The sequence below is a fragment of the Streptomyces sp. NBC_00316 genome (assembly GCF_036158715.1).
Lineage (GTDB): Bacteria > Actinomycetota > Actinomycetes > Streptomycetales > Streptomycetaceae > Streptomyces.
Genome location: NZ_CP108023.1, coordinates 770792 through 796880, shown reverse-complemented (window position 1 = coordinate 796880; position 26089 = coordinate 770792). Strand labels below are relative to the sequence as shown.

The window sequence follows — 26089 nt, the reverse complement described above, 5'->3', positions numbered from 1 at the left end:
GCATGCTATTGCCGGGACCGCGAAGGTTCCCCCGGCCGGCTGTTCGGCCCGCGGTCGCAGGCCGTGACGGCCTGCTCGATCGCGGGCCCGAGAAAGGTGAGCGTCAGGTCGGCCCGGCGGCTGATCCACTGCTCTGTGGCGGGACCGGGGGCGCTGTAGCGGCGCTGCCTGATGTCGTCGACGACGTCCGCGGGGGCGCCCAGTTCGGTGAGTACGTCGAGAGCCTCGGCCTTGGTGATCAGCTTGCCGTTCCGCAACGTCGCTGTTGCTCTGGCCAGGGTCAGCAGGCCGAGGTCGACCCAGATGTCGCGCGTCCACCGATCCGGATGGTCCAGGGCCGGCCGCCAGAAGCTCTGCAGGTCCTCGACGACGAACTCGGCGAGTTGCCCGTCGGTCACTCGTGGCAGGAGGCCGGCGGGTGGCCGGCCGTACAGGACGAGTCCGAAGTCGTGCAGTTCACGCCTGGTCACCGGTGTGACCGGCCGGCGCATCAACTCCTCGTGAGCCCACGTGAGGTGCGGGCGTACGGGATCAGCCAACTCGGTTGTCGCGGGATAGCTGCAATGCAGCTTCGACGCGAGGGGGATGACACCGCCCAGGCTCTCGTGCACCGCACCGAGCTGCTGTTCCTCCATCGCCGTGCAGGGTCGGCCGAGGACGGCGATCAGGTCGAGGTCGCTGCGGCCCGGCTGGTAGTCACCTCCGGCGAGTGACCCGTGTGCCCACACCGAGACCAGCGGTACGACTGGCCGGAGGACACTGACGAAGCGGTCGAGGAGCTGGTCGGTGATCTCATCTGCCATGGGGACAGTCTGGGCCACCCTATGAGAAATATTCAGGGTGGGAGGGTTCCGGCCCATCCCGGCCGAGACCGTTCCCGCCGGAGCGGACGCGAGGACCTGTACTCGGCGGTGCACCCCGATTGTCACTTCGTGGCCACAGATCTCAGCCTCTCAGCCCCCTGGACATGCCCCGATGGTAATTTCACCGGCCAATTGACCTTGCTGTACGACACCTTGGAGAAACCGCGATGACCACTCCGCCTCCGCCCGGCCACAACCCGCACAACCAGCCCCTCAACGGTGGCAACCCCTACGGCCGCCCCGGCGCCCCGGCCCCCGCCCGCCGGATGAGCCTCAAGGGAATCGTGAGGGGAGTCGTCGGTGTCGCCCTGGCCGCCGTGGTCGCCTTCGGTGTCTACGAGACCTGGTTTGCGGGCGCCGCGATGGCGGACGCGGGTGACTGCCTGAACGCCGCCAACTCGACGGCCACCAGCGTGGTCGCCGTCGGCGATCCCGAGTTCGAGATAGTGGACTGCGGTGACCCCGCGGCCGAGTTCAAGGTCATCAGCAGAGAGTCCGGCACAGGGGGAACCTGCGACACCCAGTACAGGAGATACAGCCAGGGCGGTGCCGGCCGGGACTTCACCCTCTGTCTCGATCTCGTGAAATGAGCAGTCGCACACAGAGGTGAGTTCCCCGGCGGTCGACCCGCCCTCCCCGTGCGTACCTCATCCGGGCGCCACAGCAAGGTTGACGACCCGTCAATCCCACTGGTACCGCGCCGTTCCACGTCGATGAGGGCGTCGCCGCCCAGGCCGTCGGACCTGGGGGCACCCACGCAATCCCGCTCCGAGGCCTGGCCAAGACCCGTCTGCGGCACCGGATCGTGGGCGCCGACAGGTCAGGATCGCCATCGAGTCCCCCCCGGTCTCCTGGCCGGCGATCGCCGGCGGCCCTCGCGCGAGGCGTCGCCGACGGGTCTGTGCGAGGGTGCCCGGTTCAGTTCAGCGCGGTGCCGCCTATACCGCCGCCCGGCGCCCGGGGGCGACCCGCAGGTCGTGCATGCCCAGCGGGATCTCGCCGACGAGCGCTTTCGTCCGGACCAGGGCCCGCCGGGTGCCATCCGTGCCTCCGCGTTCGAAAGAGATGAGGGGTACTGAGTGTGTCCGCTGTGGCCACCACGGCCGAGGCTGCCGCACCGCGCCCGCCGCGGTGCAGGTGTCGCGCCGATGGAGCAGCCGCGCACCTGGCCGGTCTCGGCTTCGATCACACCGGCCCGGCTGTGGTGACCGGACCGGCGAGCACCGATCTGGTACAGACGGTGAAGAGGCCGCCTTCGGGGTCGCTGATGACGGACTTGGTTCCACCACCGGGCAAGTGGGTCACAGGGGTGGCCGTGCCGCCGTTGCCGCACGCGGCATAGATGGCCGCTTCCACGTCGTCGACCTGGAAATGCACGTTCCAGCGTGGCCGCACGCGAGGGTCGGGAGATTCCTCGACGCCGCCGCCGCGCAGGGTGGCCATGAGGTTCTTGCCCTGGCGAACGGTGACGGTGTCGTGCTCGTAGGCGTACGTGACCTCGCATCCACCGGGTTCGCCGGAGGCCCAGTCGAAGATCTGGGCGTAGAAGACGGCGGCGTCGAACGCGTCGCGGGTCCGCAGCTCGACAAAGGCCGGTGCGTTGCCGCGGTCGTCCGACCAGGGAAGGGCCCGGCCTTCCCAGAAGCCGAAGACGGCCCCGTCGCGGTCGGCTGCCACTGCGCCCCGCCCCAGGCCGAACCGCACCGGCCCGACCGCGACGGTGGCGCCGCGTTCACGGACTCGCGCCGCAGTGACGTCCGCGTCCGTCACGGCGAAGTACACGGTCCACGACCCTGCGACCGGCAGACCGGGCGCCACCTCACCCAGCCCGGCGACCGGCCGCCCGTGGGCGGAGGCGACCGAGAAACCCGATCCCAGGCTGCCCGGGCCGAACGTCCAGCCGAGAACGGCTGAGTAGAAGTCCTGCATGGCGCGCAGGTCGCGGGTCATGCGATTGACCCAGCACGGTGTCCCGCACACCGGCGTGATGTGTCCTGTGGACGTCATCAGGGTTCGTCTCCTTGCCCTGCACGATGGGCTGTCAGCGGCCGAGCGCGTCGCGCAGCTCCTGCTTGTTCATCGTCGAGCGGCCCTCGACGTTCTTCTTCCTCGCCTCTTCGTAGAGCTGGTCCTTGGTGGGACCCTGCGCTCCACGATGCGACCGCTCACCGCCACGCTGCGAGGCGGACTTGGGGTCGCGCAGTGAGGTACTGCTCGCCGTCTTCGCCTCCCCCGACCGGGCACGCTCCTTGTTGACCGTGCGCGCGGCAATTTCCTTCGCGCGCTCCTCGGAAGCACCACGCTTCTCGGCGCTCTCCTTGATGTGCTCGTACTGACGCTCCCGCTTACGGCTGGATCCTGCAGGCATCGCATCGCTCCTTTCCTCGCGTCGCCCTGCGCGCGGCGGCCGGTGGGTGATTTCCGCTCCCCGCGCACCAACCCGTACCGGGCCGCCGCACGCACTCCAGCCTTGCGCCCGTAACACCCGGCGCGCCACCCGGGGCAGCACCCGCGCCCCGGACCAGCCACAATGCACACGCGGGGCAGCCCCCGACGGACGGTGCGTGGTTGTTTCTGAGCATCAACGGTGAGTGACGGCTGTCCGGCCGAGCCGGCGGATACCGTCGCCGCGCAACGGCCCCGGTACGGACGGAGAGTACGTGTGCAGTGGGTTCGGTCAATCTCCCCTACAGGCATGGCACTTGGCGGACTTCGATGTCCACGTGCGAGATGAGGGCATGTGCTGCGACGGGCGCCCGACGCTCTGCGCCGCCCACCGGACGCCGAGCCTGCTGCATCCAGGACGGCCCGAGCGGAGGGGCTGGAACTGGGCGGAATCGAGGCAGTCCACCGAGTCCGGCCGCCTGGTAGCCCACCGGCAGTCGTCCTGTGGGCCTGGAGCGGTGCTGATTCATTCCGGGGGTGGCAGCAAGGTTCCCAGCGGTCCGAGGTCGAGGTTGAGGTCGTCCATGGTCAGTCCGTGCTGGGCGCACAGGTCGTTCATACGGTCGTGGAGGACCAAGAGAGTCGCCCCCAGTCGTTCCTCCTGCTCCTCGGTGAGATCTCCCTGGTCGACCCGGTGCAGTGCCTGCCGCTCCATGAGCTGACGCAGCAACTCGACCAGGGTGAGGACGAGTTTGACCAGGTCCCGTTCCACGTTGTCGGGATCCGTGCTGATCCGGTGAGGCCGGGGCTGACCGGTCGCGCCGGGCGCAGGCAGGTCGCGGGGAGCGGCCGGCAGCAGCCGGAAAGCCCGGGCCGCGGCATCCGCGACCTCATCGAGCCGGCCCCTGGCCTCCTCGGTCCCCTCAGTCGCCATGGTCACTCCCGGGCGGAGACGTGCGAATGGACATGATCAGAGCTCGCAATGAAATGCGCACGAGATCGATGTCCGCGATGGAGAGCACCACATCGCCGGTGAGGACCACACCGCCGCTGAGCAGCCGGTCCAGCAGGTCGACAAGGGCGACCTGGCGGCTCGCCAGAGGCTCCACCTCCGAAGGCGGACCGGGCGTGGTCATGGACGTGCGCCTTCCGCCGCATCGGCGGATGCGTCCGGTGGCATCGCGAAGGAGTACGGAGCCCACGGGCCGGTGACCTCGATCCGCACCCCGGGTATTCCGTCGGCGGCGCTGCTCACCTCGGTGCGGAAAGCCTCGGCCAGGTCAAGGGGGACGAGATATGCGTCATTGACGACGTTCTCGCCCGGAGCGGTGGCCAGCTCGCCCTGCTGTACCCGGTGCCTGGCGCGGTCGGCTGCATGCCTGCGTCCGGCGGCCTCGACCCGCTCCGCGGCCCTCTGCGCCGCTCGGTAGACGTCGTCGCGCACGCTCTGCTGTGCCTTGCGGGTACGGAGATAGGCGCGTCCCGGACTGAGATCGTTCGCGGCTGCCGATCCGGTGCCGGGCGCAGCAGGGCGGGCAGCCGCCTCCACGTAGATCTTGACCCCCCATTCGATATGCGCGGCCAGGCGGGAAAGACGGTCCGCGAAGGCAGGCCACTCGGCCTCCAGGATGCTTCGGGCCCGATCGTCGTCGAGGTACACGGTCGCGAGACGCAGTGGGAGGACCGTGGTGAGGGCGGCCAGCGCCTCGATCACCCCGTGGTGGGCCCGGGCGACCGCCTCCAGCCACGCCAGATCTTCGAGATGGGTCTTGAGGGCGTCCTCCTGAAAATCGTGTGCCGGCACCCCGCTCACCGCGAGCACCAGCTCGTCACCGCGTGTACCCCTGACGAGATGGACCGGGGTGTCGGCCACACCGGTGAGCGCGGCCGCGGCCTCCTCCAGTCCGGCGGTGTTACGGGCAACCGCATAGGCATAGGTGACGCACTCAGTCATCGCGCGCCCTCTTCCCGCGCCTGCTGGTCCTGGGTTCCCGCTCGGCCTCCGGAAGCGCCTCACCCCTGAGCGCCGCATCCACCCCAGGGGCCGCCTGGCTCTCGGGAAGCCCCCCGTTTCGGCGCAGCGCGTCGATCTCGGCCCGTAGGCGCTTGTTCTCCTCGGCGAGGGACCGCTCCCCGTGGGCACGGGACGAGAGCGCGGGATCGTGCTCCCACCAGTCGATACCCATTTCCTTCGCCTTGTCGACAGAGGCGACCAACAGTCGGAGTTTGATGGTCAACAGCTCGATGTCGAGCAGATTGATCTGGATGTCGCCCGCGATGACGATGCCCTTGTCGAGAACACGCTCAAGGATGTCGGCGAGGTTCGCGGACGAACCCTGTGCGTACGGCGGCGCTGCCCTGGAAGGGTAGGAGCCGAGCCTGTTTGCCAGGGGATCGGTCACGGTCCTGGCCTCGAATTTTCTTGCCAGTACGCCCTGATCTCGTCCAGCCGGTCGAGCAGCTCGTCCTCTCTGCGGTCGAACGTTTCCTCGTCGATGCGTCCGGCGAGGAGATCCGCTTCGAGCGCGGCGAGAGCCTGCTGCACGGGAGTGGGGTCGTAGTACTCGTTCTCGGCTGCTTCAAGGACGCGGTCCACGACCCAGGCGGCACCGCGCACCGGCGCCAGCGGGAGCGTCACGATCTGAGTGAGCAGTCCCATCGGAAGTCCTTCACACGAAGCTGTACGGGGGCAGGGGGCCGTGGAGCCGGAATTGGAACTCGTCCCCCATCTGATTGGCGAGGCTCAACTCGGTGGTGAGGAAGAGTTCATCCTGGTCCTCGGACACCAGGAACGAGACGCTGAGAAAATCGCCGCCGGTCGGCTGCGAGATCTCCTGGTCCCGAGCAAACGGACGGAGCGCTTCGACCACGCCGGTAGCCAGCGCGTCCTGGCGCGCCTGTACCTCCTTCGCGACCAGCTCGCCCAGCGCGAGCGAGGTGTCGGGGCCGGCGGCGCCGCTACGGATTTCGTCGTTGAGCTCCCGGGCCTCGCTCGAGTCCGCGAGGATCTGGCGCAGGAGGGCATCCTCGTCCTGCGATACCTTCAGGTGGTATTCGGTGCAACTCTCCAGCGCCTGAAGCTTGTCCACGTACTCGGTGGCGCTCGCCTCCAGTGCGGCCCGCACAGCTTCGTCGTCCTCTGCTGTGAGGCCGAACCTCAAGGGCAGAACGGCGCCGTCCGCCATGAGACGGTTCTGGACCTCCTGATGCGCGGTGAGGTCGCGGCGTTTGGGGCGCAGGTCGTCCGGCGCATCGCTGACCACCGCGCAGAGCGACCCCTCGGTGACCGTGCGCAACTCCGAGGGAGGTTCCCCGATCCCGGTGACACCGTCGAGGCGGAGCGGATGCCTTTTGCCGACGATGGAGTAGACGTATACCGCCATGGCTCACTCCTCCTCCTCGCGCTCCCTGGTGCGCCGTGTGGGCTTTCGCGTCGGCCGTCGTCGCCTCTCCACAGGTTCCTTGCGCTTCTCCTTCTCTTCGGTTTCCTCGTCCTCCTCCTCGTCCCCGCTTCCCTGGCCACCTCTGAGGGTGTCGGTCACGGCTTCGACAGCGCCTGTGAGGGCTCCTTTGGACTTGCCGCGAGCGCCGCTCTCGAGTGTGTCTCCGACAATGTCCGTGAGCTGCGCCGGCTGCTTGCTGCCCGCCTCGAGGTCGAGGCGGTTGCAGGCTTCGGCGAAGCGCAAGTACGTATCGACGCTGGCCACGACAATGCGGGCATCGATCTTCAGAATCTCGATTCCGACGAGTGACACGCGCACGAACACGTCGATGACGAGTCCGCGGTCAAGAATCAGCTCCAGGACGTCGTAGAGGCTGCCGCCGCCACCGCCTCTCGACACGCTGCCACCGCTTTGCGGCACCACTGTCATGGTGCCTCCCTTCACCGGCCCGGCTTGTGCTTCTCAGCCGCGTCGGTCGATTTGTCCACGGGTGTAACGACGCTTTCGCTCGTATGCCACCAGATCGCCTTCCTTGTCCAGTGTTACGCGGTAGGTGGCCATCACGCTGGTGGTCTCGGGGATGCGTTCCAGCTCCAGCACCTCCACATCGGCCTCCCACCCATCTTCTGTCGGTTTCAGGGCCGACACCGATTCGGGGGGACGTCCGAGTAGTTCTTGCAGCTGTTGCGCTGCCGCACGCATGGCTGACGCCGGCTTGGTCTTGGACCGCCTCTTGGCGGGTTCTCCTGCGGCCATGGTCGGTCTCCGATGCGGAGTGGGCGCCATTCCAGGTGCACATCTACAATTTCATCATATAAGGGGGATAGTTGACATCGGTGCAGGCGGCGTCACTGAGACCTACCGCCTCCCTGGTCTTCCCCTCAATGGCCCTTGCCGGAGGGATCAGTTCATGAACGACACGACCAAGATCGCACTTGCCGCCGCAGTCGCGGGTGGATACGTGCTCGGACGCGCGAAGAAGGGCCGGCTCGCCTTCGCCATGGCGACGTACATCGCCGGGCGGCGCTTCGGGCTCGATCCGCAGCAGCTGGCCACAGAAGGTCTGCGCAAGCTCAAGGACCTTCCACAAGTCGCCGAGCTGAATGAACAGGTACGGGGTGAACTCCTGGACGCGGGACGTCAGGCACTCGCCTCCACGGTGGACCGGCGCCTTGCGGGTCTGGCGGACTCGCTTCACGATCGCAGGCTTCGCCTCGGTGAGAAGGGCGATGAGGAGGAGGAAGAGGAGGAAGAAGAGGAGCCTGAGGAGGAAGAGGAAGAAGAGGAAGAAGAGCCGGAGGAAGAGGAAGAGGAAGAAGAGCCCGAGGAAGAGGAGGAGGAAGAGGAAGAAGAGCCGGAGGAAGAAGAGGAGGAAGAAGAGGAAGAGGAAGAAGGGCCCGAGGAAGAGGAGGAGGAAGAGGAAGAAGAGCCCGAGGAGGAGGAAGCGCCGGAAGAGGAGGCGCCGCGGCGCCGCCGCCGGGCGCCAGCGAAGAAGGCTCCCGCCAAGAGGGCCCCAGCGAAGAAGGCCGCCGCGAAGAAGGCTCCCGCGAAGAAGGCCGCCGCGAAGAAGGCTCCCGCGAAGAAGGCTCCCGCAAGGAAGGCCCCCGCGAAGAAGGCCCCCGCGAAGAAGGCTCCCGCGAAGAAGGCTCCCGCAAGGAAGGCCGCCGCGAAGAAGGCCCCCGCAAGGAAGGCCGCCGCGAAGAAGGCTCCCGCGAGGAGGGCCCCGGCGAAGAAGGCTGCCGCCAAGAAGACGACCGCACGGCGGAGGTAGAGCGATGGCCAGGACAGATCGTGACTCCGGCGGCGGGGAAGCCTCGGGTATGGAACTCCTTCGCGATGAGTTGGTCGACTACCTCGGTGCTGGGGCCGAGCAGCTTGCGGGCAAAGCCGGCGACAAACTCGCCGATCTCACCGACCAGTTGTTCGACGTCGCTGAGAACGGGGGCGGACTCTCCAATGTGCTCTCCGGCGGCGGGATCATGAAGGCCGGCGGCGGGATCATGAAGGCTCTTGTGGGTGCAAAGGCCAAGGGGCTCAAGGACACCGTGCTGGGCAAGGTGGGGGACCTCGTAGGGAAGGGGGGCGGCAAAGGCAAGTCCGGTGGCGGTAAATCGATGAACATCCTCGAAGTTCTCGACGTAGGCGTGCCGCTCAGGACTGCCTACGACTACTGGACCCAGTACGAGAAGTTCAGCACGTTCACCAAAGGCGTCCGCAGTGTGTCGCGGAAGGACGAGAGCAGCAGTGACTGGAAGCTCAAGGTCGGTCCCTCGACGCGTGGCTGGAAGGCCACAGTCCAGGAACAGGTGCCGGACGAGCGCATCATCTGGACATCCGAGGGTGCCAAGGGAACGACCCGCGGCTGCGTCAGTTTTCATGAACTGGGTCCCGTTCTGACGCGAATTGTGCTCGTGGTCGAGTACTACCCCTCCGGTCTCTTCGAGAAGACCGGAAACCTCTGGCGGGCCCAAGGGCGACGTCTCCGCTTGGACTTCAAGCATTTCGCGCGCTACGTCACCTTCGCCGACGGAGAGGTCGAGGGGTGGCGCGGCGAAATCCGCGACGGTGAAGTGGTCCGAACTCATGAAGAAGCGATGGAGGAGGAAGAAGCAGAGAGCGAAGAGGCGGAGGAGGAAGAGGAAGGCGAGGGCGGATACGACGAGGAGTACGAGGACGAAGGCGAAGGAGACGAAGGAGAAGAAGAAGAAGGAGATGAAGGCGAGGGCGAAGAAGAAGGCGAGGGCGAAGAAGAAGGCGAGGGCGAAGAAGAAGGCGAGGACGAAGAAGAAGGCGAGGACGAAGAAGAAGGCGAGGACGAAGAAGAGGAGGAATGACGTTCAGGCGGCCCCGTGCGCTGTAGCCGCGGAGGTGATCCCGAAAGCATCCTCACTCATTGAGGAGTTGATCCGCGGAAGCCGTACCTGTTGCTCCTCCCGTTCCGGTACGTGCCACGATCCTGATCCGACGGCCAGTCATGTGCCACGTGATCAGGGCATGTGCCACGTGATCAGGGACGGGTTCGCTGGGAGGCGAGGTACAACGCCCCGTGGTCCCGGGAGTGCGAACCATCCTCACGCACTGCATGACGGAGTGCGGCTGGTTGGAGTTCTGTGCAGCGAAGTGACTCCTGCCTGCCAGGCGTTCAAGAATCGGTTTCCCAAGAGCTCTTCGAGGTGCTCCGTCGCGCGGATGCCGAACGCCACATCGGCCTCCAGTTGAGGCTCGTCCGCGAGAAGCCCGCCGATCACGTCGTGACGGACCACCTGCTCATGGACAGCGTCCGCTTCGACGTGTTCGGTGTAGAAGAATTCTGCGGCAGGGCCTGCCTGCGTGCGTTTCATTGCTCGTGCCATGCGCCGAGAAGCAGGTGATGAGGTCACTTCCACCGCGGCGAAGTGTCCGACCAGGGCTCCGCGAAGTCTGCGATGCAGCCCACAGAGGGACATCAGATTCACCAGCGCAAGCATCTCGGCACTGCCCTCGTCGAGGTAGTGGCCGTAGGCAGCGTTGAGGTGGAGGTCGGTCATCAGGTCTGCGAACAGCTGTGCATGTATACGTTCCGCGCGGCCGCCCCCGTACTCGTCGAATTCGACAGCGGCCATACCAGCCTTGGCTCGGCCTCGAAGCCTGGGCAGTACCCACGCGTGTGGGTCGGCCTCCTTCAGGTGGTAAAGCGACCGCTGCATTGCGTATTCGCGCAGGTGCCAAAGTTCTCCGTCGTCCTGGAGAAAATATGAGACCCCGCACCCGTGGATCGGTTCGACGAGAATGTTTGCCAGAGCGCTTTCCAGATCGTCCGAGTGTGGAACATCTGCCCGCAGTGCATCCAAAAAATGATCCTCGAGATCGGCACGCACCTTCAGAAGTTCCGGATCCCATTCAGACTTCGGATCGACTTCGGCGAAACCGCGATAGTGGAGCTCATAGCAGACGTACAGCGCCAGTTGGAGATCGTTGCCGTACGGATCGCAACTCTCTGCACAGCCCGGACCGGGCAATGGTCCGCTCCCCGTCAAGTATTCAATGAGCGCCGCAGTGAGCTCGCCGCGTGCCTGGGGGAGATTCGGATACTTTTCGGAGACATCCATGTCCCTCCTCCTACGCGATTTTTCCTTGTCACTACCGTGAGTCACTGTGTACGCCCCGCATTGCTGCGTCCAGGTTCTGCCAAGCTAGGGCAGGCGCGGGCGGGTCGCACGGCGGCGGGGTATCGCCACCCGCGGTTATTTTGGATCGTCCCGTGGATGCGGTTTGAAACCATGGATCATCTGGGCGTGCCATTTTCGGCGGCGACGGACGTGCCTGTCTTCCCGACACCTGGTGAGCGGCGGGGGTCATGCATCCGGCTGCGTCGGCGCGGGGTTGCAGTACCTCGGCGGGGGCCCGCCAGCAGAACCCATCGCCCCTGTGTTGCTCGTCCGGAGCCCTCGCTCCCGGAAACATTGCACCGGGCCGGTCCGGGGAATCAGGCGACCGTCCCAGGTGGCGTGCGGGGCACTGTGGGCGTAAGGGTGGAGTGCATGTGGCGGTCCGCGGTTGCAGCCGTACGACGGGCGGTCCGGAGCTAAGGGCTGTCCCGTAACCCCTGGCGGGCGCACGACGACAGGTACGGCACCTCGCCGCGTTGTCGGAACGCCCGTATACGCCCAGTATGCGGACGTCCCTCCGCCTTGCGATGCACCGCATCTGACGCCGCGCGCTGATCCACCAGGGATTACGGGACAGCCCTTAACCCCGTGGCTCGAGATTCTCTCCCTGCAAGCAGTGCAATTTCTCCCGGAGCTGCCGGTTCTCCGCTCGAACTGATCGCCCTCCCGAGCTGTCGGAGGCGCCGCACGGCGGTCTCCGAGTGCACAGGGCAATTCGAGAGATGAGAATGATAGTTCAGGCTTGTGGCCGAATGTGCGCGTGCGGCACCGGCCATCACAGAAGGAGCGTCCTTCATGGCCTTCGACTCTGTAGGAACAGCGGAATCCTCAGACCCATTTCTCGTCATACCGCCCGGTGTCTACGCGCCGCAGCACGACACGCGGCTACTGATGGCCGCCCTGGCCCGGGAGCGCATCGCAGCCGGCGCGGATGTCCTGGACCTCGGGACCGGTAGCGGCGCCTTGGCCGTACGAGCCGCTCAGCTGGGCGGACGGGTGACAGCCGTGGACATCGCACGCTGTGCCGTGGCGACCACGCGACTCAATGCGCTGTTGCATCATCAGCGCATCACCGTTCGCCGTAGCGATCTGGCGTCCGCAATGCAGGAGCGCACCTACGACCTCATTCTTTGCAATCCGCCGTACGTACCGGCCCCGCACGCCCGGGTGCCTACCCGGGGTTCGTCGCGTGCCTGGGACGCGGGGTTCGACGGCCGGGCGGTTGTGGACCGTGTCTGTGACGGTGCCCCCGCTGCGCTGCGCAGGGCGGGCGTGCTCCTGATGGTGCACTCCGGTCTGTGCGATCCCGCTGCCACTGTGAGGCGGCTGTCCCGCGGTGGCCTCGAAGCGAAAGTCAGCGCCCGCACGCGGGTCCCATTCGGGCCCGTTCTCCTGTCCAGGCTGGGCTGGCTCAGGGCGCGGGATCTGGTGAAGGCGAACGATTCGTGCGAGGAACTGGTGGTCATCCGTGCCGAACGCCCGTGAATCCAGGCGACGTATCACGTTGAACGACGACGGGCCCTGGCTGGTCGAAGGGCCGGTGGAGGTGAAGCTCGCCGATGGCAGCACCGTGGTTTCGGACCGCTTCACCGTCGCCATCTGCACATGCCGCCGCAGCCGCCTCTATCCCTGGTGCGACACCAGCCACCGGCGACGGACAGGTCGAGGCGCTGCAGATCCGCCTTGCGGTGACGACCGACCGCGATGAGCCGCAAGCGGAGACTTGACGAATAGGAAGATCGTCTGGCGGCGTCCGAGGGGGCGAGGGCCACGACCAAGTCTATGGAGATGTGGGCCGGCCGAATGGAGGAGAGAGGACGGGACCTGTGCGGAGCGTGGGTGTTGAGGAGGAACTTCTCCTGGTCGACGCTGTGAGCGGTGAACCACAGGCACTGTCGACGGCGGTTCTGGCCATGGCTGAGCGACGTGCCGAGGGAGAGTGTGCCTTCGAGTCGGAGCTGCACCGCCAGCAGCTCGAATTTGCCACGCGACCTCAAACCGACATGCATGAGTTGGCGGATGAAATAATTCGCCGACGGGCGGAGGCCGCCGGTCACGCGGCGAATCTGGGGGCCGCAGTAGTTGCGCTGGCCACGTCTCCGCTCCCTGTGAGCCCGAGCATCGGAACCGGCGAACGCTATCAGTGGCTGGAGCAGCGTTTCGGGCTGACGGTGCAGGAGCAGCTGACTTGTGGATGTCATGTGCATGTTTCGGTTGAGTCGGACGAGGAGGGCGTAGGCGTGCTGGACCGCCTGCGGCCCTGGTTGTCGGTGCTGCTGGCCCTGAGTGCGAACTCGCCTTTCTGGCAGAGTCAGGACAGCGGATACCACAGCTATAGGAGCAGGGTCTGGGACCGCTGGCCGTCGGCAGGGCCGGTCGACGTATTCGGCTCCGCAGACCGCTATCACAAAGAGATACGGGCCCTGCTCGACACCGAAGTGCTGCGCGACGAAGGAATGATCTACTTTGATGCGCGGCTCTCCCACCGTTACCCCACCGTCGAAGTCAGAGTGACGGACGTATGCCTCGATCCGACGGTCACGGTGCTGGTGGCCACACTGATTCGCGCCCTGGTCGACACAGCGGCGCTTGAATGGCGAGCTGGTAAGCCGCCCGCCGCATTCCGGACAGCTCTCCTGCGCATGGCGGCATGGCGAGCAAGCCGGTCCGGGCTGGCGGACCGACTGCTCCATCCCCTCACCATGCACCCCGAACCCGCCGATGCCGTCGCTCGTGCGCTGCTGGCGCATGTGCGCGACGCACTGGAGGAAAGCAGCGATCTCAAGGCGGCCGACGACGCGCTGGGCTCGTTGCTCACCACAGGAAATGGTGCGTGTGTCCAGAGGGGCCTGATGCAACGGACCGGAAGCCTTCGAGACACCGTCAAGGAGTGTGTTCGCCGGACCCGAGGATGACGACCGTGAAGGACGGATCACGTAGGAACGGAGAATGTCATGAACTCCAAGTCGGGACTGAGAGTTGTGGTTACGGGTGCCACCGGAAACGTCGGCATCAGTGTGATGAAGGCCCTTGCAGCGGACGACTCGATCGCATCGATACTCGGTCTCGCCCGCAGACTCCCCGCGCTCGCGCTGTCAAAGGCCACCTGGGGCGCCGTGGACGTGTCGCAGCCTGACAGCGCAGGCGCACTCCGCTCCCACTTCACGGGTGCTGACGTCGTGGTTCACCTGGCGTGGCGCTTTCAGCCGACGCACGACCCGGTGGTCACCTGGCAGAACAACGTTGCGGGGTCGATACGCGTCTTCCAGGCGGTCCGAGAGGCGGGCGTGCCCTCACTGGTCTATGCATCGTCGGTCGGCGCCTACTCGCCGGGTCCGAAGAGCGAACCGGGTGTCGGCGAGGACTGGCCCACGCACGGATGGCCCGACGCCGCGTACTGCCGCGAAAAAGCGTATGTGGAACGGTTGCTCGACACGTACGAACTGGAGCATCCGTATATCCGCGTCGTGCGGATGCGCCCGGGATTCCTGTTCCAGGAGGCGGCGGCCAGCGAGCAGCGCCGCATCTTCGTGGGACGATTCGTCCCGGGCCCACTACTCCGTCCGGACCTGCTGCCCTGGGTGCCGGACCTCAAGGGCATGCGCTTCCAGGTGCTCCATACCAACGACGCTGCTCAGGCCTACCTCTTGGCGATTCGCGGTGACGTACGAGGCGCATTCAATCTCGCCGCACCACCGGTGATCGACGCCAACACACTCGGGGTGCACCTCGGCGCACGGGTGGTCAAGGTGCCGGGGAATCTGGTGCGCACCGCGCTCTCCGCAGCATGGCGGGCCCATGCGGTGCCCGCTTCGCCGCACCTGTTCGACGCCGTCCTGCGGCTGCCGATCATGGACTGTGGCCGCGCCCGTGATCTTCTCGGCTGGCACCCGGCAAGGACAGCGGAGGAAGCACTCGACGCGTTCCTGACCGGTGTGCGGCGCGGTGCGGGTGCAGAGACCAGGCCACTGGCAGGGCAACGGGTGGGGTGAGACGATCCGGCTGCGACACATACGTCCGGCCGGCCCGTGGCCGCCGCTCCTGCAGGCGCCGGCCACGGGCCGGCTGGTCTCAGCAGGCTCGCTGCACTGCCACGCCCGGCGCGGCCAGTCCTTCGCCGCGCCGGGCGCAGTGTCCGTCGACGCGCAGTCCGACCCCGTAGAAGCTCAGGCAATACGGAAACCGACGACCAGACGCGGAACGTGCCGCCTTACCGGCCGGACTTCTTCGCGCGATCGGACGCCTTCTCTGCAGTCTCCTGCACCTTGCCCAGGATCTGTTCGCTGCGGCCTTCGGCTTGCATGGACTTGTCGTCCACAGCCTTGCCGGTGGTTTCCTTCAGCTTGCCCTTGACCTGCTTGGCCTTTGCTTTAGCCTTACTCATGACTTCGCCTTCCTGTGGGTCGCACGCTTGTCAACCATGCCCCGGACACTCCACCTCTGCAATCGGTCCAGAATTGCGCAGGCCCAGGTGCTGCTGGTGCCGGCCGGTGACATCGACATCCGCACAGTGGTGCGTCGCGCCGGACGTGCCTCATTCCTCATATGCCCAGCGCCGGGCGTGACGGTCTCGCCGGAGACGATGAGCAGCTGCTGCACCATTCCCCAGGCTGGTGCGCTGTTCTCCGTCCGCAGTTCGTGGGACGGTGTCACACGCTCTCCGTTGCCAGTGCCGCGTCCGTCTCGCGCAGGAAGTGCTCCAGGTCGCCCGGATTCCGGGAGGTGACCAGGGTCCAGCCGTGGGTGTCGTCGGCCACGACCGGCTCGTCGACCCAGTGGCCCCCTGCGTTACCTATGTCGGTCCGCAAAGAGCGGTACGAGGTGAGCTCCTTGCCGGCGAGGACATCGGCTTCAACCAGGACCCACGGTCCGTGGCAGATGGCCGCGACGGGGCGGCCCGATTCAGTGAAGGATCGGACGATCTCCAGCGCACGGTCCTGAAGGCGTAGACGGTCGGCGTTCAATGTGCCCCCCGGAATCAGCAGGAGATCGTACGAAGCCGCGTTCGTGGTGCTGAGCGTGAGGTCAGGCCTGACTTTCCTCCCGGGATTCTTGTCGCCCACGAGAGTCTGAATGTCGTCGTCCGATACCGCTGCGACATCCACTTCCGCACCCCATCCGCGAAGGTGTTCGACAGGCACGGTCAATTCATCCTGTTCGACCCCGTAGTTGGTGGCGATTGCCAGTACTTTGCGTATGCTCAGGTCGTTGTCCGTCATGACATGGCTCCCTTCGTGACACTGGCCGCGCTGTGTGCGCCCACGTGGCGTGTCCTGAGCATCGAGTGCCTGCACGCTCCACCCGGAGTCAGCCGGCAGCTGACTGGGACCAAGGCTTTGGGCGACTTCCAGTCACCGCCGCGTCCATCACGGGGTCCTTCGGAACAGCCGATCGTCATTCAGGGGGCTCGGCGGTGAAGGGCGGGCCGGTGTCCCCCTCGGCCGATACGTCGTCGATGACCTGGGCGAGCCGCGCCAGCATCGTGCGGTGCCGCACCTGGAGTACGGCGTCAAGGACCGTGTTGTGGAGCATGCCGCCGAGTCCTTGCAGCGGGTGCTCGTCGAGTATCACGAGGGTTTTGCCATCCCCCCACGGCCGGATGTCGAAGGCGATACGGGCCGTGCCCAACGGACCACTGTCCGCCTCGAGCTCCAGCGCGTGCGGCCGATCGATGCGCCGGACCGTGGTGCGTCCCTGGAATTCCTTGGGGCCTACGCGCACCGTGTATGTGATGGACGAACCCATCTGGGGCCAACGGCCACGTTCACTGCGGGAACCGGAGGTTCCCACCACCCATTCGCCGTACAGGGTCTCCTCTTCCAGCGCCGCCCACAGGGCGCGCGGGGGGTGGTCGATGAGGCGATGCCGGATGGCCATGTGATCCTCCCGGGCGACTGGTTTCGTTCGATGCTCTCGGGCTCGTCGGCCAGGCCTCGACTGCACGTATCCATGACGCCCGGGTCGTCGCGCTGTTGGCCCGCCGTAGTCGTCACGTACGACGGGATGCCAGTGACGGTCGACCGCATTCGCCGGCCCTGTGGCCGCTACCTGGTGGAGGCCCCCGCAGACTCGCCGTTCGGCGATTGTGCAATTCACCGTGGGAGTGCAGAAAGACGAACGAGTGGTACCCGGAGCTCAGCTTCCACGGGCGTGCATCTCACCCGAAGCACAAAACCACCATACCAGCTGCACAGCACCCAAAATCGTGGAACAACCGGGTGACGCACGCTTGGCCAGGCGCACCGCGTACACAGGCCGTTGTATGCGTCGAAGCGCTGGGGCGATCGTGGCGTTCCACCTTGCGAGGGGAGTGGTGGGCGGTCTCCCCCGTGCGGCGGAGGCGAGGAGCCGGCATGCACCGTGAGCAGCATGACGCCGGCGATTCGGAACCGATGGTGTCCCGAGGCCGGGGCGGACCGGGCACATCATGACGAGGCCGACGAGGAACTGCAGCGCGCGCTCGACCGGCTGACGCTGCTGATTCAATGCTGCCGAGGTGCTGGCCGGCCCACTCGCCAGCATCATGATCACGCGAGCTGGTTTGCGGCCCTTTGGTGGCGGAGGCAGGGTGGGAGGACAGCCCCATGTGCCGGACACCCTGCCGAACTCTCGAAAGGACAGGGATTCTGATGACCAAGGGCGTGGCGAAGTCGAAACAGATCAAGGGCAAGATGAAGGAGACCCTTGGCAAGGCCATCGGCGACAAATCCATGCAGAAGCATGGGCTGAGCGAGCAGCTGCGCGGGAAGGCGCAGGAGATCACCCACAAGACAGCTGACCGGGTCCGCAAGAGGACGGGGCACTGACCTCGGCACGTCGTCGGGCGAAGCGCCTTCGCGGCGCCACCCATGCCCGGGCCGGGTGCGGGGTTCACGCGGTCGCGAAGAGGCCCAGCCGGCCAACCGCATCCGCCTCGCGCTCGGCCACGGCGGAACGGCGGCCCGGCACCCGCACGGTCGGCCTTACTCTTCGGACTGGTAGCGCCGCTCGAGTTCGGTGTGCTCGCCCAGACCGATCAGCTCGGTGAACTCCTCGAACTGGATCAGGTTCCCGAGCCCCCCTCGCGTGTCGCCTGCCGTCGCGAGCACCTCGAGGTAGTCCCGCATTCCCTTGGCAGCCGCGAATGCCGTCCCCACGGGGAAAAGCGCGAGGGCGTAGCCCATGTCCTGGAGGGCGCCGACGCCGGGAGTCGGCGTCCGGCCGCCTTCGATCTGGTTGCTGAGAAGGGGGACGGTGCCGCGAAACGTCTCGCAGATCCGCCGCATCTCCTCCTCGCTCTCGGGGGATTCGATGAACAGCATGTCGGCGCCGGCCTCGTGGTAGGCGGCGCCCCGGTCGATGGCCTCGTCGAGCCCGTGTGCCGTCCGCGCGTCGGTGCGAGCGATGATGACGAAGTCGGGGTCCTGCCGGGCGTCGACCGCCGCCTTGATCTTCTGGACCATGTCGTCGACGGGGACGACCTCGCGTCCCAGCATGTGCCCGCAGCGCTTCGGGAAGGTCTGGTCCTCGATATGCATCGCCGCGGCGCCGGCCCGTTCGTAGGCGATGACCGCGCGGCGGACGTTGAGCGGGTTGCCGAAGCCGGTGTCGGCGTCGGCGATCAGTGGCAGATCCACCACGTCGGCCATGGCCGTGACTCGCTCCACCATCTGTGTGTGCGACAGATAACCCACGTCGGGCTGCCCCAGGATGCTGGCAGCCGTCTCGAATCCGCTGAGGTAGAGCGCCTGGAAGCCGAGCCGTTCCACCAGCCGTGCACCGGTTCCGTCGTAGGCCCCCGGAGTCACCAGGATCGTGGGGTCGTTGAGCAGGTGCCGCAGGCGGGTCGTGTGTCTGGGCATGGCCGTCCTCCTGTGCTGAATGGGGGGCGCCGACCGGAGGTCGCCGCGGCTTTGGGGCCCTATGCGCCCGTACGCCGCTCGTGCCCCTCGGTACAGGGACGTCCGACTGCCGGCGGCGCGGTATCCGTTGGTGCTCCGGAATCTGGGACCCGCCAGGACCGTACCTAACCAGAATAATAGGGCGCAAATACAGCCAAAACGGCTCGGGTCGTTTTGTTTGGATCAGTCGTTTATCGTCCGGGAGATGCCGTGAACAGACGGGCAGTGGGCGCGAATCGAGCCGTTACTCCCGGAAGGTGTTCGCGAGTTATGGCTCTGGTTCGGCTTTTGTGGCGTGGGCACGCCGAGTGATCCGCCGTCGCCCCCGATAATTCGAAAGCGGCGCAGCGAAGGCGGCTTGTACGATCGCGAGCGGGATGGGGCTCGTAGCGCAGTGGTTGTCGCGCCTTCACCGCATGTGGGAGGACGCCGGTTCGAATCCGGTCGGCCCCATTCCGCCTGCGCCCGGTTGCGGTCTGCGTGGCCATGGACTTCCACTCATCGAGTCGGCCCGGACCCGCCGGCGTGTGGTCCGCGCAGCGATAGCTGGTCGAACACGAGGAGCCGGCAGGCTGATGGACACACCCGAGCCACTCACCGACGAAGAGCTCGCCGAGATCGAGGAACTCACCGAGGCCACGACCCCTGGTCCCTGGTACTTCCGGTCACTCGACGACGACTGGGCCATGAGCCTCGTCGCCGTCAGCACTCTCCCCGACACCGGCCGCGGTGAACGCTGGCCGGACTTCGACCACCACCAGATCGTGGCCGCCACCCTCGTCCAGCAGCCGCGCTATGTCGACGTCGCAGACGCACGCTGGGACGAGAACGCCCGGTTCATCGCCAACGCGCGCCAGGACATTCCTCGACTGATCGCCGAGATCCGCCGCCTCCGCCATCTGATCGATGCCAAGACAGGACAGGAGGCCGAGACGAGTTGATCATGCACGGCCGGTCGACGGGTACTGGCGATTCCTCCGCACCCCGGGGCCGAAGCAACGCTCCTGCAGCGGGGCGACAAGTTCAACGAACCGTCCCGCGCTGGAGCAGCAACAAGCACTCACAGTGGCAACACCACACAAGCTGAGCCAGAAACCCGAGTATCTGACAGCGCCGTCGACTCTGTTGCCTCAGCGTCGGCGCCTGGCGCGGCGTTGTCGCACCACGACGATCCACCCGATCACCGGCAGCATCACCAACCAGGCCACCACGACCACTGTGGGCCCTCCCCACCCGACGCCGAGAAGGCAGGCCGGCCAGGCCGCCAACGCCGCACCGACCGTGACCTTGCCCAAAGGTGCCAGAGAAGCGGGCAAGCCGCGAGCGGCGGCAGCGCGCGCGCCGAGCAGCCCGCAGCTGCCGGCACCCAGCAGATAGGTTCCGCAGCCCAGCGCCCCCAGTGCCAGAGCGGCGTCGATGTCCGGGTCGCCGACGGGGTTCTCGATCGTCTCCTGTGTGAGCCCAGCCCGGCTGACGGCGGTCGCGTAGTGCCGCCACACGGTGACGCCCACACGGTCGCCTGGGTGCAACCGCTTCAGAAGGGGGCCCGAAGTACCCATGGCGAGCCGGCCGGACGCCGGAGCAGGACCCGACAACTCGAGCTGGTACGTCTCCTGTCGCCCCGAGCTCCGGATCACTGTCCCCTCAACGGTGGACCGTACGGTGTGCAGACAATCCGCCGGGGCAGTACTGGCGCCGGCGGCGTTGCACGGGACGGCCGAGAGAAACGCCTGCTCCTCCGCCATTGCCGTGGACAGGGCAGTGATTCCACCTATCGCCCGCAGCAACGCGAGGGCGCCCAGAAGCACCGCGCACAGGCCCCACGCACGATGCCACCATGCCCGACGCGGCAGGCCACCTGGACGCGGCGGACCGTACCGGGGCAGCGGGCGCGAGACGGACCGGGGCAAGGGCACCAGCGCACCGTACAGCTACCCCCTGAGCACGTCGGTGGCGGCTTCACACGATACTCAGCGACAGCGGCAGTCTGTTGCGGTCCGTGATCAGGTGGGTCGTCGACCCCAACGTGCCACGGCCGGTCGGATTCCCTCGGGTGAGTAGCCCCGTTTCGCCGCCCGAACGCTGACGGAGTCGATGGCGCACCGCGATCGGTACAGCAGGCACCGAGCTCGTCAAGGATGACGCGGTGGAGCCGGGCCGCGGCAGTGTCCTCGGAGTTGCCGAGCGCGATACCGAACCCGTCTGCGGTGTATCCGGCTCCGCAGTGCGGGCGTTACGGGCGATACCGTGCCGCTGAAGTGAAGTTGACGTCTTGTCAGTCCTGACCCGGGGCCGAGGAGGACGTGGGCGATGCGCCGGCCGTCAGGTTGACGCGCCAGAACGCGCTGTCCTGGCCGGACAGGTGTCGGTGAAGGAGTGGAAGTCGTCGTCCAAGGACTCCGCCGGGGTGCGGCCCCTCTCACGGGAGGGACCGCACCCCAGAACCTCAGTCCTGGGCCATGGCGGGCGGGGCGGCGTTGACGCCCCAGCTCGTCGGCTTGTCGGAGAGCTTGATCTTGATCGTGCCGGAACGGAGCAGGTCCCTGTGGGAGAGCCAGCTCTGGCGCAGCTTGCCCTTGTTCGTGTCCACGGAGGACACGTACTGGAGCTTCGACGCGTCGGCGCCCGGGGCCTCGATGCTGATCCTGCGGCCGTGTTCAGGCCGGATCTCGACCTTTGCGAACATGGGCGAGGTGACTACGTAGTTGGCGGAGCCCGGCTGGGCCTCGAAGATGCCGGCCATGGCGAAGACGAGCAGCGACGAGGTGGCGCCGAGGTCGTCGTTGCCGGGCATGCCGTACACGGTGTCGGTGAAGAGCGTCCGCATCGCACGCAGCACGGCCGAGGTCTTCCACGGCGCGCCGGTCCACGTGTACATCCACGGCGTATGGAAGTCGGGCTCGTTGTTGGGATTGAAGGCGAAGTTGTTGTGGTAGTCGTACGCGCCGGTCACCCATGACTCCGAAGCGGCCTTCGCCGGGTCGGTGAGCACGGTCGGCATGTCGAAGAACTTGTCGAGCCGCTGCTCGGCCTGGCCCTGACCGCCCATGAGCCCGAAGAGCGTCTGCGGGTCCTGCTGGGCGAGCCACTGGTACTGCCACGCAGTGCCCTCGTGGAACGCGTTGGTCTGGGTGGGGTCGGGGTTGCCGACCACGGTGCCGTCCGCGTTCTTCGGGACCGGGAACCCGGAGAAGCCCTGTGACGTGACGGTCGGGTCCCAGAGGGTGGCGAAATTGTCGCAGCGCGAGGCGAGCGTCGCGGCCTTGTCCTGGTAGCCGAGGCCACCGGCCATCGTGGACAGCGCGCAGTCGCCGAGCGCGTACTCGAGGGTGGCCGAGCCTGCCTGGCGGCTGTCACCGTACTTGTAACCGGGCAGATTCTGGTAGCCGACCCAGCCGTTCGTGACGTAGGTCGGGTTGCCGTCGCGGCCGCGGAAGATCGACTGGTCCGCGGGGACCTCGTTGACGTTCTTCCAGAGCGCGTCGAAGAGCTGGCGCGCGGTGTGGTTGTCGAGCAGGCCGCGGTTGTATATGTCGACGATCCACGGGGTGATGGGGTCGCCGCTCATCACGTTGGTCTCGCTGTTGCCGAGGCCCCAGCGCGGCAACCAGCCGCTGTCCTGGTAGATGTGCAGCACGGACTTGGCCATGTCGGCCGCCTTGTCCGGGTGCAGCAGGTCCACCAGTTGGTTCTGCGAGCGGTAGGTGTCCCAGAGCGAGAACATCTGGTAGTACGTGGAATCCGCGCGATGCACCTGGTCGTCGAAGCCGCGGTAGCGGTTGTCCACATCGGACCCGATCGACGGGTGCAGCAGCGAGTGGTAGAGCGCGCTGTAGTACGTGCGCTGGTCGGCGGTGCTGCCGCCGGCCACGCGCATGCGGTTCAGCTCGTCCTGCCAGGTGGTGTGTGCGGCAGCGCGGGCCTTGTCGAACGACTTCGGCTGCTCGGCCTTGCGGTTGAGGCGCGCGCCGTCGATCGAGGTGTACGACAGGCCCACCGAAGAGCCGACCTGGTCGCCCTTGGCAGGGTCGAACGTCACCCAGGCGCCGGCGCGCTTGGTGCCGCGCGAGGCGTCGCGCTGATCCGGGGTGAGGGTACCGTCGGTCCAGGTGCCGAAGCTCGAGAACTTCCGGTCGAACTTCGCGCTGAAGAAGATCCGGTAGCGTTCCTTGCCGGTCTCACCGCAGAAGTTGCCGCCCTGGAGCCAGCCTTCGACGGTGTCGTCGCCGACGACGTGAACGTCGCCCGCGTAGGTGCTGCCGTTGCTCTGGCCCACCTCGAGGAGCACGTTCTCGGGGCCCGATCCTGCGGGATAGGTGTAGCGGTGCTGCCCGCTCCGCTGTGTTGCGGTGAGCTCGGCCTGGATGCCGTTGTCGAATTTCACGCCGTAGTAGCCCGGCGCACGGGTTTCGTTGTCGTGGCTGAACTTCGCACCGTACTGCGCCGGGTCGGACGAGGCGACCGCACCGGTGGTCGGCATGAATCGGAAGTTGCCCATCGTCTGGCAGCCGACACCCGAGAGGTGTGTGTGGCTGAAGCCGAGGATGGTGTCCTGCTTGTAATCGTAAGAAGCGTACTGGTTCAGCTGCGTGTCGGGGCTCAACTGGACCATGCCGAACGGGACGGCGGCGCCCGGGAAGGTGGTCCCGTCACCGTTGTTGCCGATCGACGTGTCGACCAGCGTGGTGGGGTCATCGGCGAACTTCGGTCCCTGCTCCTTGGCGTTTGCGACGCCGGAGGTGGCGGAAACCGTGGCCATGGTGGTGGCGATCAACAAGGCGGTGAACACGCGTTTCAGCGCTCGCATCGCGATCCTCTCGTACGACAACGTTGTCATTCCGAACTCGTCGATCTTTGCCCTTCCGGTGCGGATCCGTCAATCCACCGGGGCTCGCGGCCGATTGGTCGTGGTGTCCGTACGGGCGGGGAAGCGCGGGCGGGCGAACGGGCGGACGGGATCGCATGGGTGAGGTGCGGCGGCCGGCCCGCGGCGGCCGGTTCGCATTTCGAGGCTGTCGGCGATTGCGTCCAGGTAGTTGGTCGGCGTGTCGTATGGGTCTTCGTGGCCACGGACTTCGTGGTGCTGGTTCGAGCGGCTCAGTTGCCCGTCTCGGCCGCGCAAGGTGACGGTCGGTCAGCCCTGGGACGCCGAAGAGGCGCTGCCTGAGCCGCACTTCGACGTGCTGATGCGGGCCCTGCGCCAGGAGGCCGGCGTGATCGGCGGGGCGCGGCCCGTTCCTGCCCGGTCCGTTCCGATCGAAGCGCAGCAGCATGCGCGTCCGCGAGTGGCCTGCTGGACACGGCCGTCTTCGGCAACCGCGGGGAGAGCGGGTGCTGTCGGTTTTCCGCCAGGTGGGCTCTGGGCGAGGTGGTCCACGTCTGGCCGGCTGATCCGCCGCGGGACCCGGTACGCCGGTCGGCGCCGCGGGTGGTGTCGACCATCGTTGTCGTTGAGGTCCGCCGCCGACCGGGGTGACCGGCGGCCCGGCAGGAGTCGTCCGTCGGCAACGCGTTGTGAGCCGGATCGTTCCCCGTCGGCGCGGTGCCGGAAGGGCGTACGAGCGTCCTCCATTCGGCCCGTAGTGGTTGCTGTGGCGCGAGTCCTCCATTCGGCCCGTAGTGGTTGCTGGTGCGCGTAGTTGGGGGTGGGCTGTCACTGCGCCTGGCGATAGTCGCCGGCGCCAGGAGAGGCGTCCCCTGCCGAACGAGCGGGGTACCCCCCCCACCGACCCACACGAGACTTGGAGATTTCCATGCCGTACCGCAAGGGACAGTACGTGGAGTACCGCGACCAGCAGGACGAGCTTCAGCGCGGCGAGATCCGGAGCGCCGAGGGCAGCGGGGCGCAGGCTCGCTACGCCGTCCAGAACGAGGCGACCATGCGCGAAGACAAGGTCAGCGAGCACCAGATCGAGCGGGAGCTGTAGTAGCGGCCCAACCGACGCGGCCGCCGTTGCACCGAACCACAGTGCAACGGCGGCTGCACGTGTTTCACCCCAGCCGGGGGCCCGCCATGGGCCCTCCATGCTCACCGTTCACCTGGGAACGGACACCGATGCACGTCAGGTCCGGTCGACCTGCGTGACCCGGACCCCGGACTTGATGATCGTGACGTCCTTCATGGCCTCGGACTCCGCGTGACCTTGCTCCGTCCTGCACGTGCGAGCACCGAAGCCACCTGCGCGAACTGCTCGACAGCCGTCACTGCGACACCGCAACAGCTCGTCGGCCCTGATCCCGCGAAACGTGGCGGAACCTCTCTAATTCTCGTGCCGGCGGCGCACCATCTCGGCGATCCAGACGGGCGCGAACGGAGACGTGCAGTTCGGGGGAGTCGGGTAATCCTTGAGCACTTCCAGGCGCTCGCCGATGTCGATCGCGCGGGCGCGGTACTCGGCGTGCTGAATCCCGATCTGAGCCAGGCAGTGGTTCATCGCCCACTGCAGACGGTCCGGGGCGTCCTTCATCTCCGCCTCGACGACATCGAGCAATCCCGGGAGGTCGAGGCCTTCGGGCGTCTTCGCCACCCGTTCGGCGGTCAGCGCCCAGCCGGCACTCGCGACCACCGGATTCGGATCAGCGAACCAGGCGAGGCGCAGCAGCAGGGCCTTGGGGTTGAGGCCGCTGATCCCGGCCCCCCTGAGCATGATCTGGGCTCGGCCACGGAGGCCATGGCCTCCGTGGCCGAGCCCAGGACAGCCGGCCGGCGCAGGACACCCCGGCCCAGCCACATCAGGTAAGGGCTGTCCCGTAACCCCTGGCGGGCGCGCGGCGTCAGCTACGGCACCTCGCCGCGTTGTCGGAACGCCCGTATACGCCCAGTATGCGGACGTCCCTCCGCCTTGCGATGCACCGCATCTGACGCCGCGCGCTGATCCACCCGGGATTACGGGACAGCCCTTAGGCGGCCCCGGCGACGGTCAGCGCGGTGAGCACAGTCGCCGAGCTCGCCACGATCACCACCAGGCCGGCCACGGCCAGAAACGTGTATCCCGCGTATCCCGCCATCAGTCCGGCGACCGCCGGCACGAGCGACCGGTCCCGCAGCCCCGCCGAGATCGCGCTGCCCGGTTAGTAGCTGCATGCGGAGACCGAGCCCCTCGGTGGCGGCGCCGGGTTGTGCTGCCGGTCCGGCGGATGCCGATGCGGGCCGGGCCCGACAGCGGGTGCGGGGCCGCGCTCACCGTAGTGGGCGCGGCCCCGGGGATGTCCGGCGCGGGGCGGGCCCGGCTTCCGGCCGGGCCCGCCGCGTCATCCGGTGCCTCTCGTTCGGATCACGCTGGGCTCGCGGGGGCCGGCACGCACATCTGCCGCGTTGTCGTCAGTCCCCGACGCTCCGCGTCGGTTCCTTCCGCCGCCTGGCAGCTGCA

28 protein-coding genes, 1 tRNA gene and 2 pseudogenes are annotated in these 26089 nt (G+C 67.0%); 11 read left to right on the top strand and 20 right to left on the bottom strand.

Annotated elements, in window-relative coordinates; translation table 11 throughout:
- Nucleotides 1–5 precede the first annotated feature (5 nt).
- Entirely contained in the window at nt 6–803 is a 798-nt protein-coding gene (locus tag OG878_RS03670; protein WP_328885386.1) for a nucleotidyltransferase domain-containing protein, read from the bottom strand.
- Between the two features lie 227 nt (nt 804–1030).
- Between OG878_RS03670 and OG878_RS03665 the strand changes: the two genes are divergently transcribed.
- A complete protein-coding gene (locus tag OG878_RS03665) occupies nt 1031–1453 on the top strand; it encodes an LppU/SCO3897 family protein (protein ID WP_328885385.1) in 423 nt (140 codons plus the stop codon).
- Between the two features lie 595 nt (nt 1454–2048).
- On the opposite strand, the gene OG878_RS03660 is transcribed toward OG878_RS03665, so the two are convergent.
- From OG878_RS03660 to OG878_RS03615, 10 genes are all read right to left on the bottom strand, one after another.
- Nucleotides 2049–2870 carry a VOC family protein gene (locus OG878_RS03660; RefSeq protein WP_328885384.1) on the bottom strand — a complete coding sequence of 274 codons (822 nt, stop codon included), beginning with the start codon at nt 2868–2870 and terminating at the stop codon, nt 2049–2051.
- A 34-nt stretch (nt 2871–2904) separates the two neighbouring features.
- Nucleotides 2905–3231 (bottom strand): plasmid stabilization protein, encoded by a 327-nt coding sequence (locus OG878_RS03655; RefSeq protein ID WP_328885383.1) that lies wholly within the window; start codon nt 3229–3231, stop codon nt 2905–2907.
- Between the two features lie 543 nt (nt 3232–3774).
- Nucleotides 3775–4182 (bottom strand): gas vesicle protein K, encoded by a 408-nt coding sequence (locus tag OG878_RS03650; RefSeq protein ID WP_328885382.1) that lies wholly within the window; start codon nt 4180–4182, stop codon nt 3775–3777.
- A complete protein-coding gene (locus OG878_RS03645; protein WP_328885381.1) occupies nt 4172–4384 on the bottom strand; it encodes a gas vesicle protein in 213 nt (70 codons plus the stop codon). Before OG878_RS03645 ends, OG878_RS03650 begins: the two co-directional genes overlap by 11 nt.
- Nucleotides 4381–5202 carry a GvpL/GvpF family gas vesicle protein gene (locus OG878_RS03640; RefSeq protein ID WP_328885380.1) on the bottom strand — a complete coding sequence of 274 codons (822 nt, stop codon included), beginning with the start codon at nt 5200–5202 and terminating at the stop codon, nt 4381–4383. The genes OG878_RS03645 and OG878_RS03640 overlap by 4 nt, the downstream gene beginning before the upstream one ends.
- On the bottom strand, nt 5195–5650 hold the full coding sequence (locus OG878_RS03635; protein WP_328885379.1) for a gas vesicle protein: 456 nt from the start codon (nt 5648–5650) through the stop codon (nt 5195–5197). The genes OG878_RS03640 and OG878_RS03635 overlap by 8 nt, the downstream gene beginning before the upstream one ends.
- Nucleotides 5647–5907 carry a gas vesicle protein GvpG gene (locus OG878_RS03630; protein WP_328885378.1) on the bottom strand — a complete coding sequence of 87 codons (261 nt, stop codon included), beginning with the start codon at nt 5905–5907 and terminating at the stop codon, nt 5647–5649. The genes OG878_RS03635 and OG878_RS03630 overlap by 4 nt, the downstream gene beginning before the upstream one ends.
- Before the next feature lie 10 nt (nt 5908–5917).
- Nucleotides 5918–6631: a GvpL/GvpF family gas vesicle protein gene (locus tag OG878_RS03625; RefSeq protein ID WP_328885377.1), complete on the bottom strand. Its 714-nt coding sequence runs from the start codon at nt 6629–6631 to the stop codon at nt 5918–5920.
- 3 nt (nt 6632–6634) lie between these two features.
- A complete protein-coding gene (locus tag OG878_RS03620; RefSeq protein ID WP_328885376.1) occupies nt 6635–7120 on the bottom strand; it encodes a gas vesicle structural protein GvpA in 486 nt (161 codons plus the stop codon).
- Between the two features lie 33 nt (nt 7121–7153).
- A complete protein-coding gene (locus OG878_RS03615; protein WP_328885375.1) occupies nt 7154–7447 on the bottom strand; it encodes a gas vesicle protein GvpO in 294 nt (97 codons plus the stop codon).
- 154 nt (nt 7448–7601) lie between these two features.
- Between OG878_RS03615 and OG878_RS03610 the strand changes: the two genes are divergently transcribed.
- Together OG878_RS03610 and OG878_RS03605 are read left to right on the top strand one after the other, a co-directional pair.
- The gene (locus OG878_RS03610; RefSeq protein WP_328885374.1) at nt 7602–8462 is read left to right on the top strand and encodes a histone H1-like repetitive region-containing protein; all 861 of its coding nucleotides are present in this window, start codon (nt 7602–7604) and stop codon (nt 8460–8462) included.
- Nucleotides 8463–8466: 4 nt separating this feature from the next.
- Nucleotides 8467–9525 (top strand): SRPBCC family protein, encoded by a 1059-nt coding sequence (locus tag OG878_RS03605; protein WP_328885373.1) that lies wholly within the window; start codon nt 8467–8469, stop codon nt 9523–9525.
- 237 nt (nt 9526–9762) lie between these two features.
- On the opposite strand, the gene OG878_RS03600 is transcribed toward OG878_RS03605, so the two are convergent.
- Nucleotides 9763–10779 (bottom strand): iron-containing redox enzyme family protein, encoded by a 1017-nt coding sequence (locus OG878_RS03600; protein WP_328885372.1) that lies wholly within the window; start codon nt 10777–10779, stop codon nt 9763–9765.
- Between the two features lie 855 nt (nt 10780–11634).
- Between OG878_RS03600 and OG878_RS03595 the strand changes: the two genes are divergently transcribed.
- The 4 genes from OG878_RS03595 (at nt 11635) to OG878_RS03580 (ending at nt 14831) form a co-directional block, all read left to right on the top strand.
- Nucleotides 11635–12324 carry a HemK2/MTQ2 family protein methyltransferase gene (locus tag OG878_RS03595; protein WP_328885371.1) on the top strand — a complete coding sequence of 230 codons (690 nt, stop codon included), beginning with the start codon at nt 11635–11637 and terminating at the stop codon, nt 12322–12324.
- A complete protein-coding gene (locus OG878_RS03590; protein WP_328885370.1) occupies nt 12308–12547 on the top strand; it encodes a CDGSH iron-sulfur domain-containing protein in 240 nt (79 codons plus the stop codon). Before OG878_RS03595 ends, OG878_RS03590 begins: the two co-directional genes overlap by 17 nt.
- A gap of 118 nt (nt 12548–12665) precedes the next feature.
- Nucleotides 12666–13754, top strand: a complete 1089-nt coding sequence (locus OG878_RS03585; protein ID WP_328885369.1) for a glutamate--cysteine ligase — start codon at nt 12666–12668, stop codon at nt 13752–13754.
- A 39-nt stretch (nt 13755–13793) separates the two neighbouring features.
- Nucleotides 13794–14831, top strand: a complete 1038-nt coding sequence (locus OG878_RS03580) for an NAD-dependent epimerase/dehydratase family protein (protein ID WP_328885368.1) — start codon at nt 13794–13796, stop codon at nt 14829–14831.
- Between the two features lie 218 nt (nt 14832–15049).
- On the opposite strand, the gene OG878_RS03575 is transcribed toward OG878_RS03580, so the two are convergent.
- The 3 genes from OG878_RS03575 to OG878_RS03565 form a co-directional block, all read right to left on the bottom strand.
- A complete protein-coding gene (locus tag OG878_RS03575; RefSeq protein ID WP_328885367.1) occupies nt 15050–15223 on the bottom strand; it encodes a CsbD family protein in 174 nt (57 codons plus the stop codon).
- A 265-nt stretch (nt 15224–15488) separates the two neighbouring features.
- Complete coding sequence (locus tag OG878_RS03570) at nt 15489–16058, bottom strand: type 1 glutamine amidotransferase domain-containing protein (RefSeq protein WP_328885366.1); 570 nt, start codon at nt 16056–16058, stop codon at nt 15489–15491.
- 175 nt (nt 16059–16233) lie between these two features.
- A complete protein-coding gene (locus OG878_RS03565; RefSeq protein ID WP_328885365.1) occupies nt 16234–16716 on the bottom strand; it encodes an SRPBCC family protein in 483 nt (160 codons plus the stop codon).
- 752 nt (nt 16717–17468) lie between these two features.
- Here OG878_RS03565 and OG878_RS03560 point away from each other — a divergent pair.
- Nucleotides 17469–17645 (top strand): CsbD family protein, encoded by a 177-nt coding sequence (locus OG878_RS03560; RefSeq protein WP_328885364.1) that lies wholly within the window; start codon nt 17469–17471, stop codon nt 17643–17645.
- Nucleotides 17646–17801: 156 nt separating this feature from the next.
- Here the strand turns inward: OG878_RS03560 and OG878_RS03555 are convergent, their stop codons facing one another.
- Nucleotides 17802–18680, bottom strand: coding sequence for an isocitrate lyase/PEP mutase family protein (locus OG878_RS03555; RefSeq protein WP_328885363.1), 879 nt, complete (start codon nt 18678–18680; stop codon nt 17802–17804).
- 418 nt (nt 18681–19098) lie between these two features.
- On the opposite strand from OG878_RS03555, the gene OG878_RS03550 reads away from it, so the two are divergent.
- Both OG878_RS03550 and OG878_RS03545 read left to right on the top strand, forming a co-directional pair.
- Nucleotides 19099–19172: transfer RNA gene (locus tag OG878_RS03550), tRNA-Ala, on the top strand.
- 122 nt (nt 19173–19294) lie between these two features.
- On the top strand, nt 19295–19660 hold the full coding sequence (locus OG878_RS03545; RefSeq protein ID WP_328885362.1) for a hypothetical protein: 366 nt from the start codon (nt 19295–19297) through the stop codon (nt 19658–19660).
- A 189-nt stretch (nt 19661–19849) separates the two neighbouring features.
- On the opposite strand, the gene OG878_RS03540 is transcribed toward OG878_RS03545, so the two are convergent.
- Both OG878_RS03540 and OG878_RS03530 read right to left on the bottom strand, forming a co-directional pair.
- Complete coding sequence (locus tag OG878_RS03540; protein WP_328885361.1) at nt 19850–20230, bottom strand: hypothetical protein; 381 nt, start codon at nt 20228–20230, stop codon at nt 19850–19852.
- Between the two features lie 935 nt (nt 20231–21165).
- Nucleotides 21166–23556, bottom strand: a complete 2391-nt coding sequence (locus OG878_RS03530; protein WP_328885360.1) for a GH92 family glycosyl hydrolase — start codon at nt 23554–23556, stop codon at nt 21166–21168.
- A 916-nt stretch (nt 23557–24472) separates the two neighbouring features.
- Between OG878_RS03530 and OG878_RS03525 the strand changes: the two genes are divergently transcribed.
- The gene (locus OG878_RS03525) at nt 24473–24646 is read left to right on the top strand and encodes a hypothetical protein (RefSeq protein WP_328885359.1); all 174 of its coding nucleotides are present in this window, start codon (nt 24473–24475) and stop codon (nt 24644–24646) included.
- A 333-nt stretch (nt 24647–24979) separates the two neighbouring features.
- Here OG878_RS03525 and OG878_RS03520 read toward each other — a convergent pair.
- A pseudogene (locus tag OG878_RS03520) lies at nt 24980–25336 on the bottom strand (DNA alkylation repair protein); the annotation flags it as partial.
- Nucleotides 25337–25622: 286 nt separating this feature from the next.
- Nucleotides 25623–25781: pseudogene (locus OG878_RS03515) on the bottom strand (LysE family translocator); the annotation flags it as partial.
- Between the last annotated feature and the right edge of the window lie 308 nt (nt 25782–26089).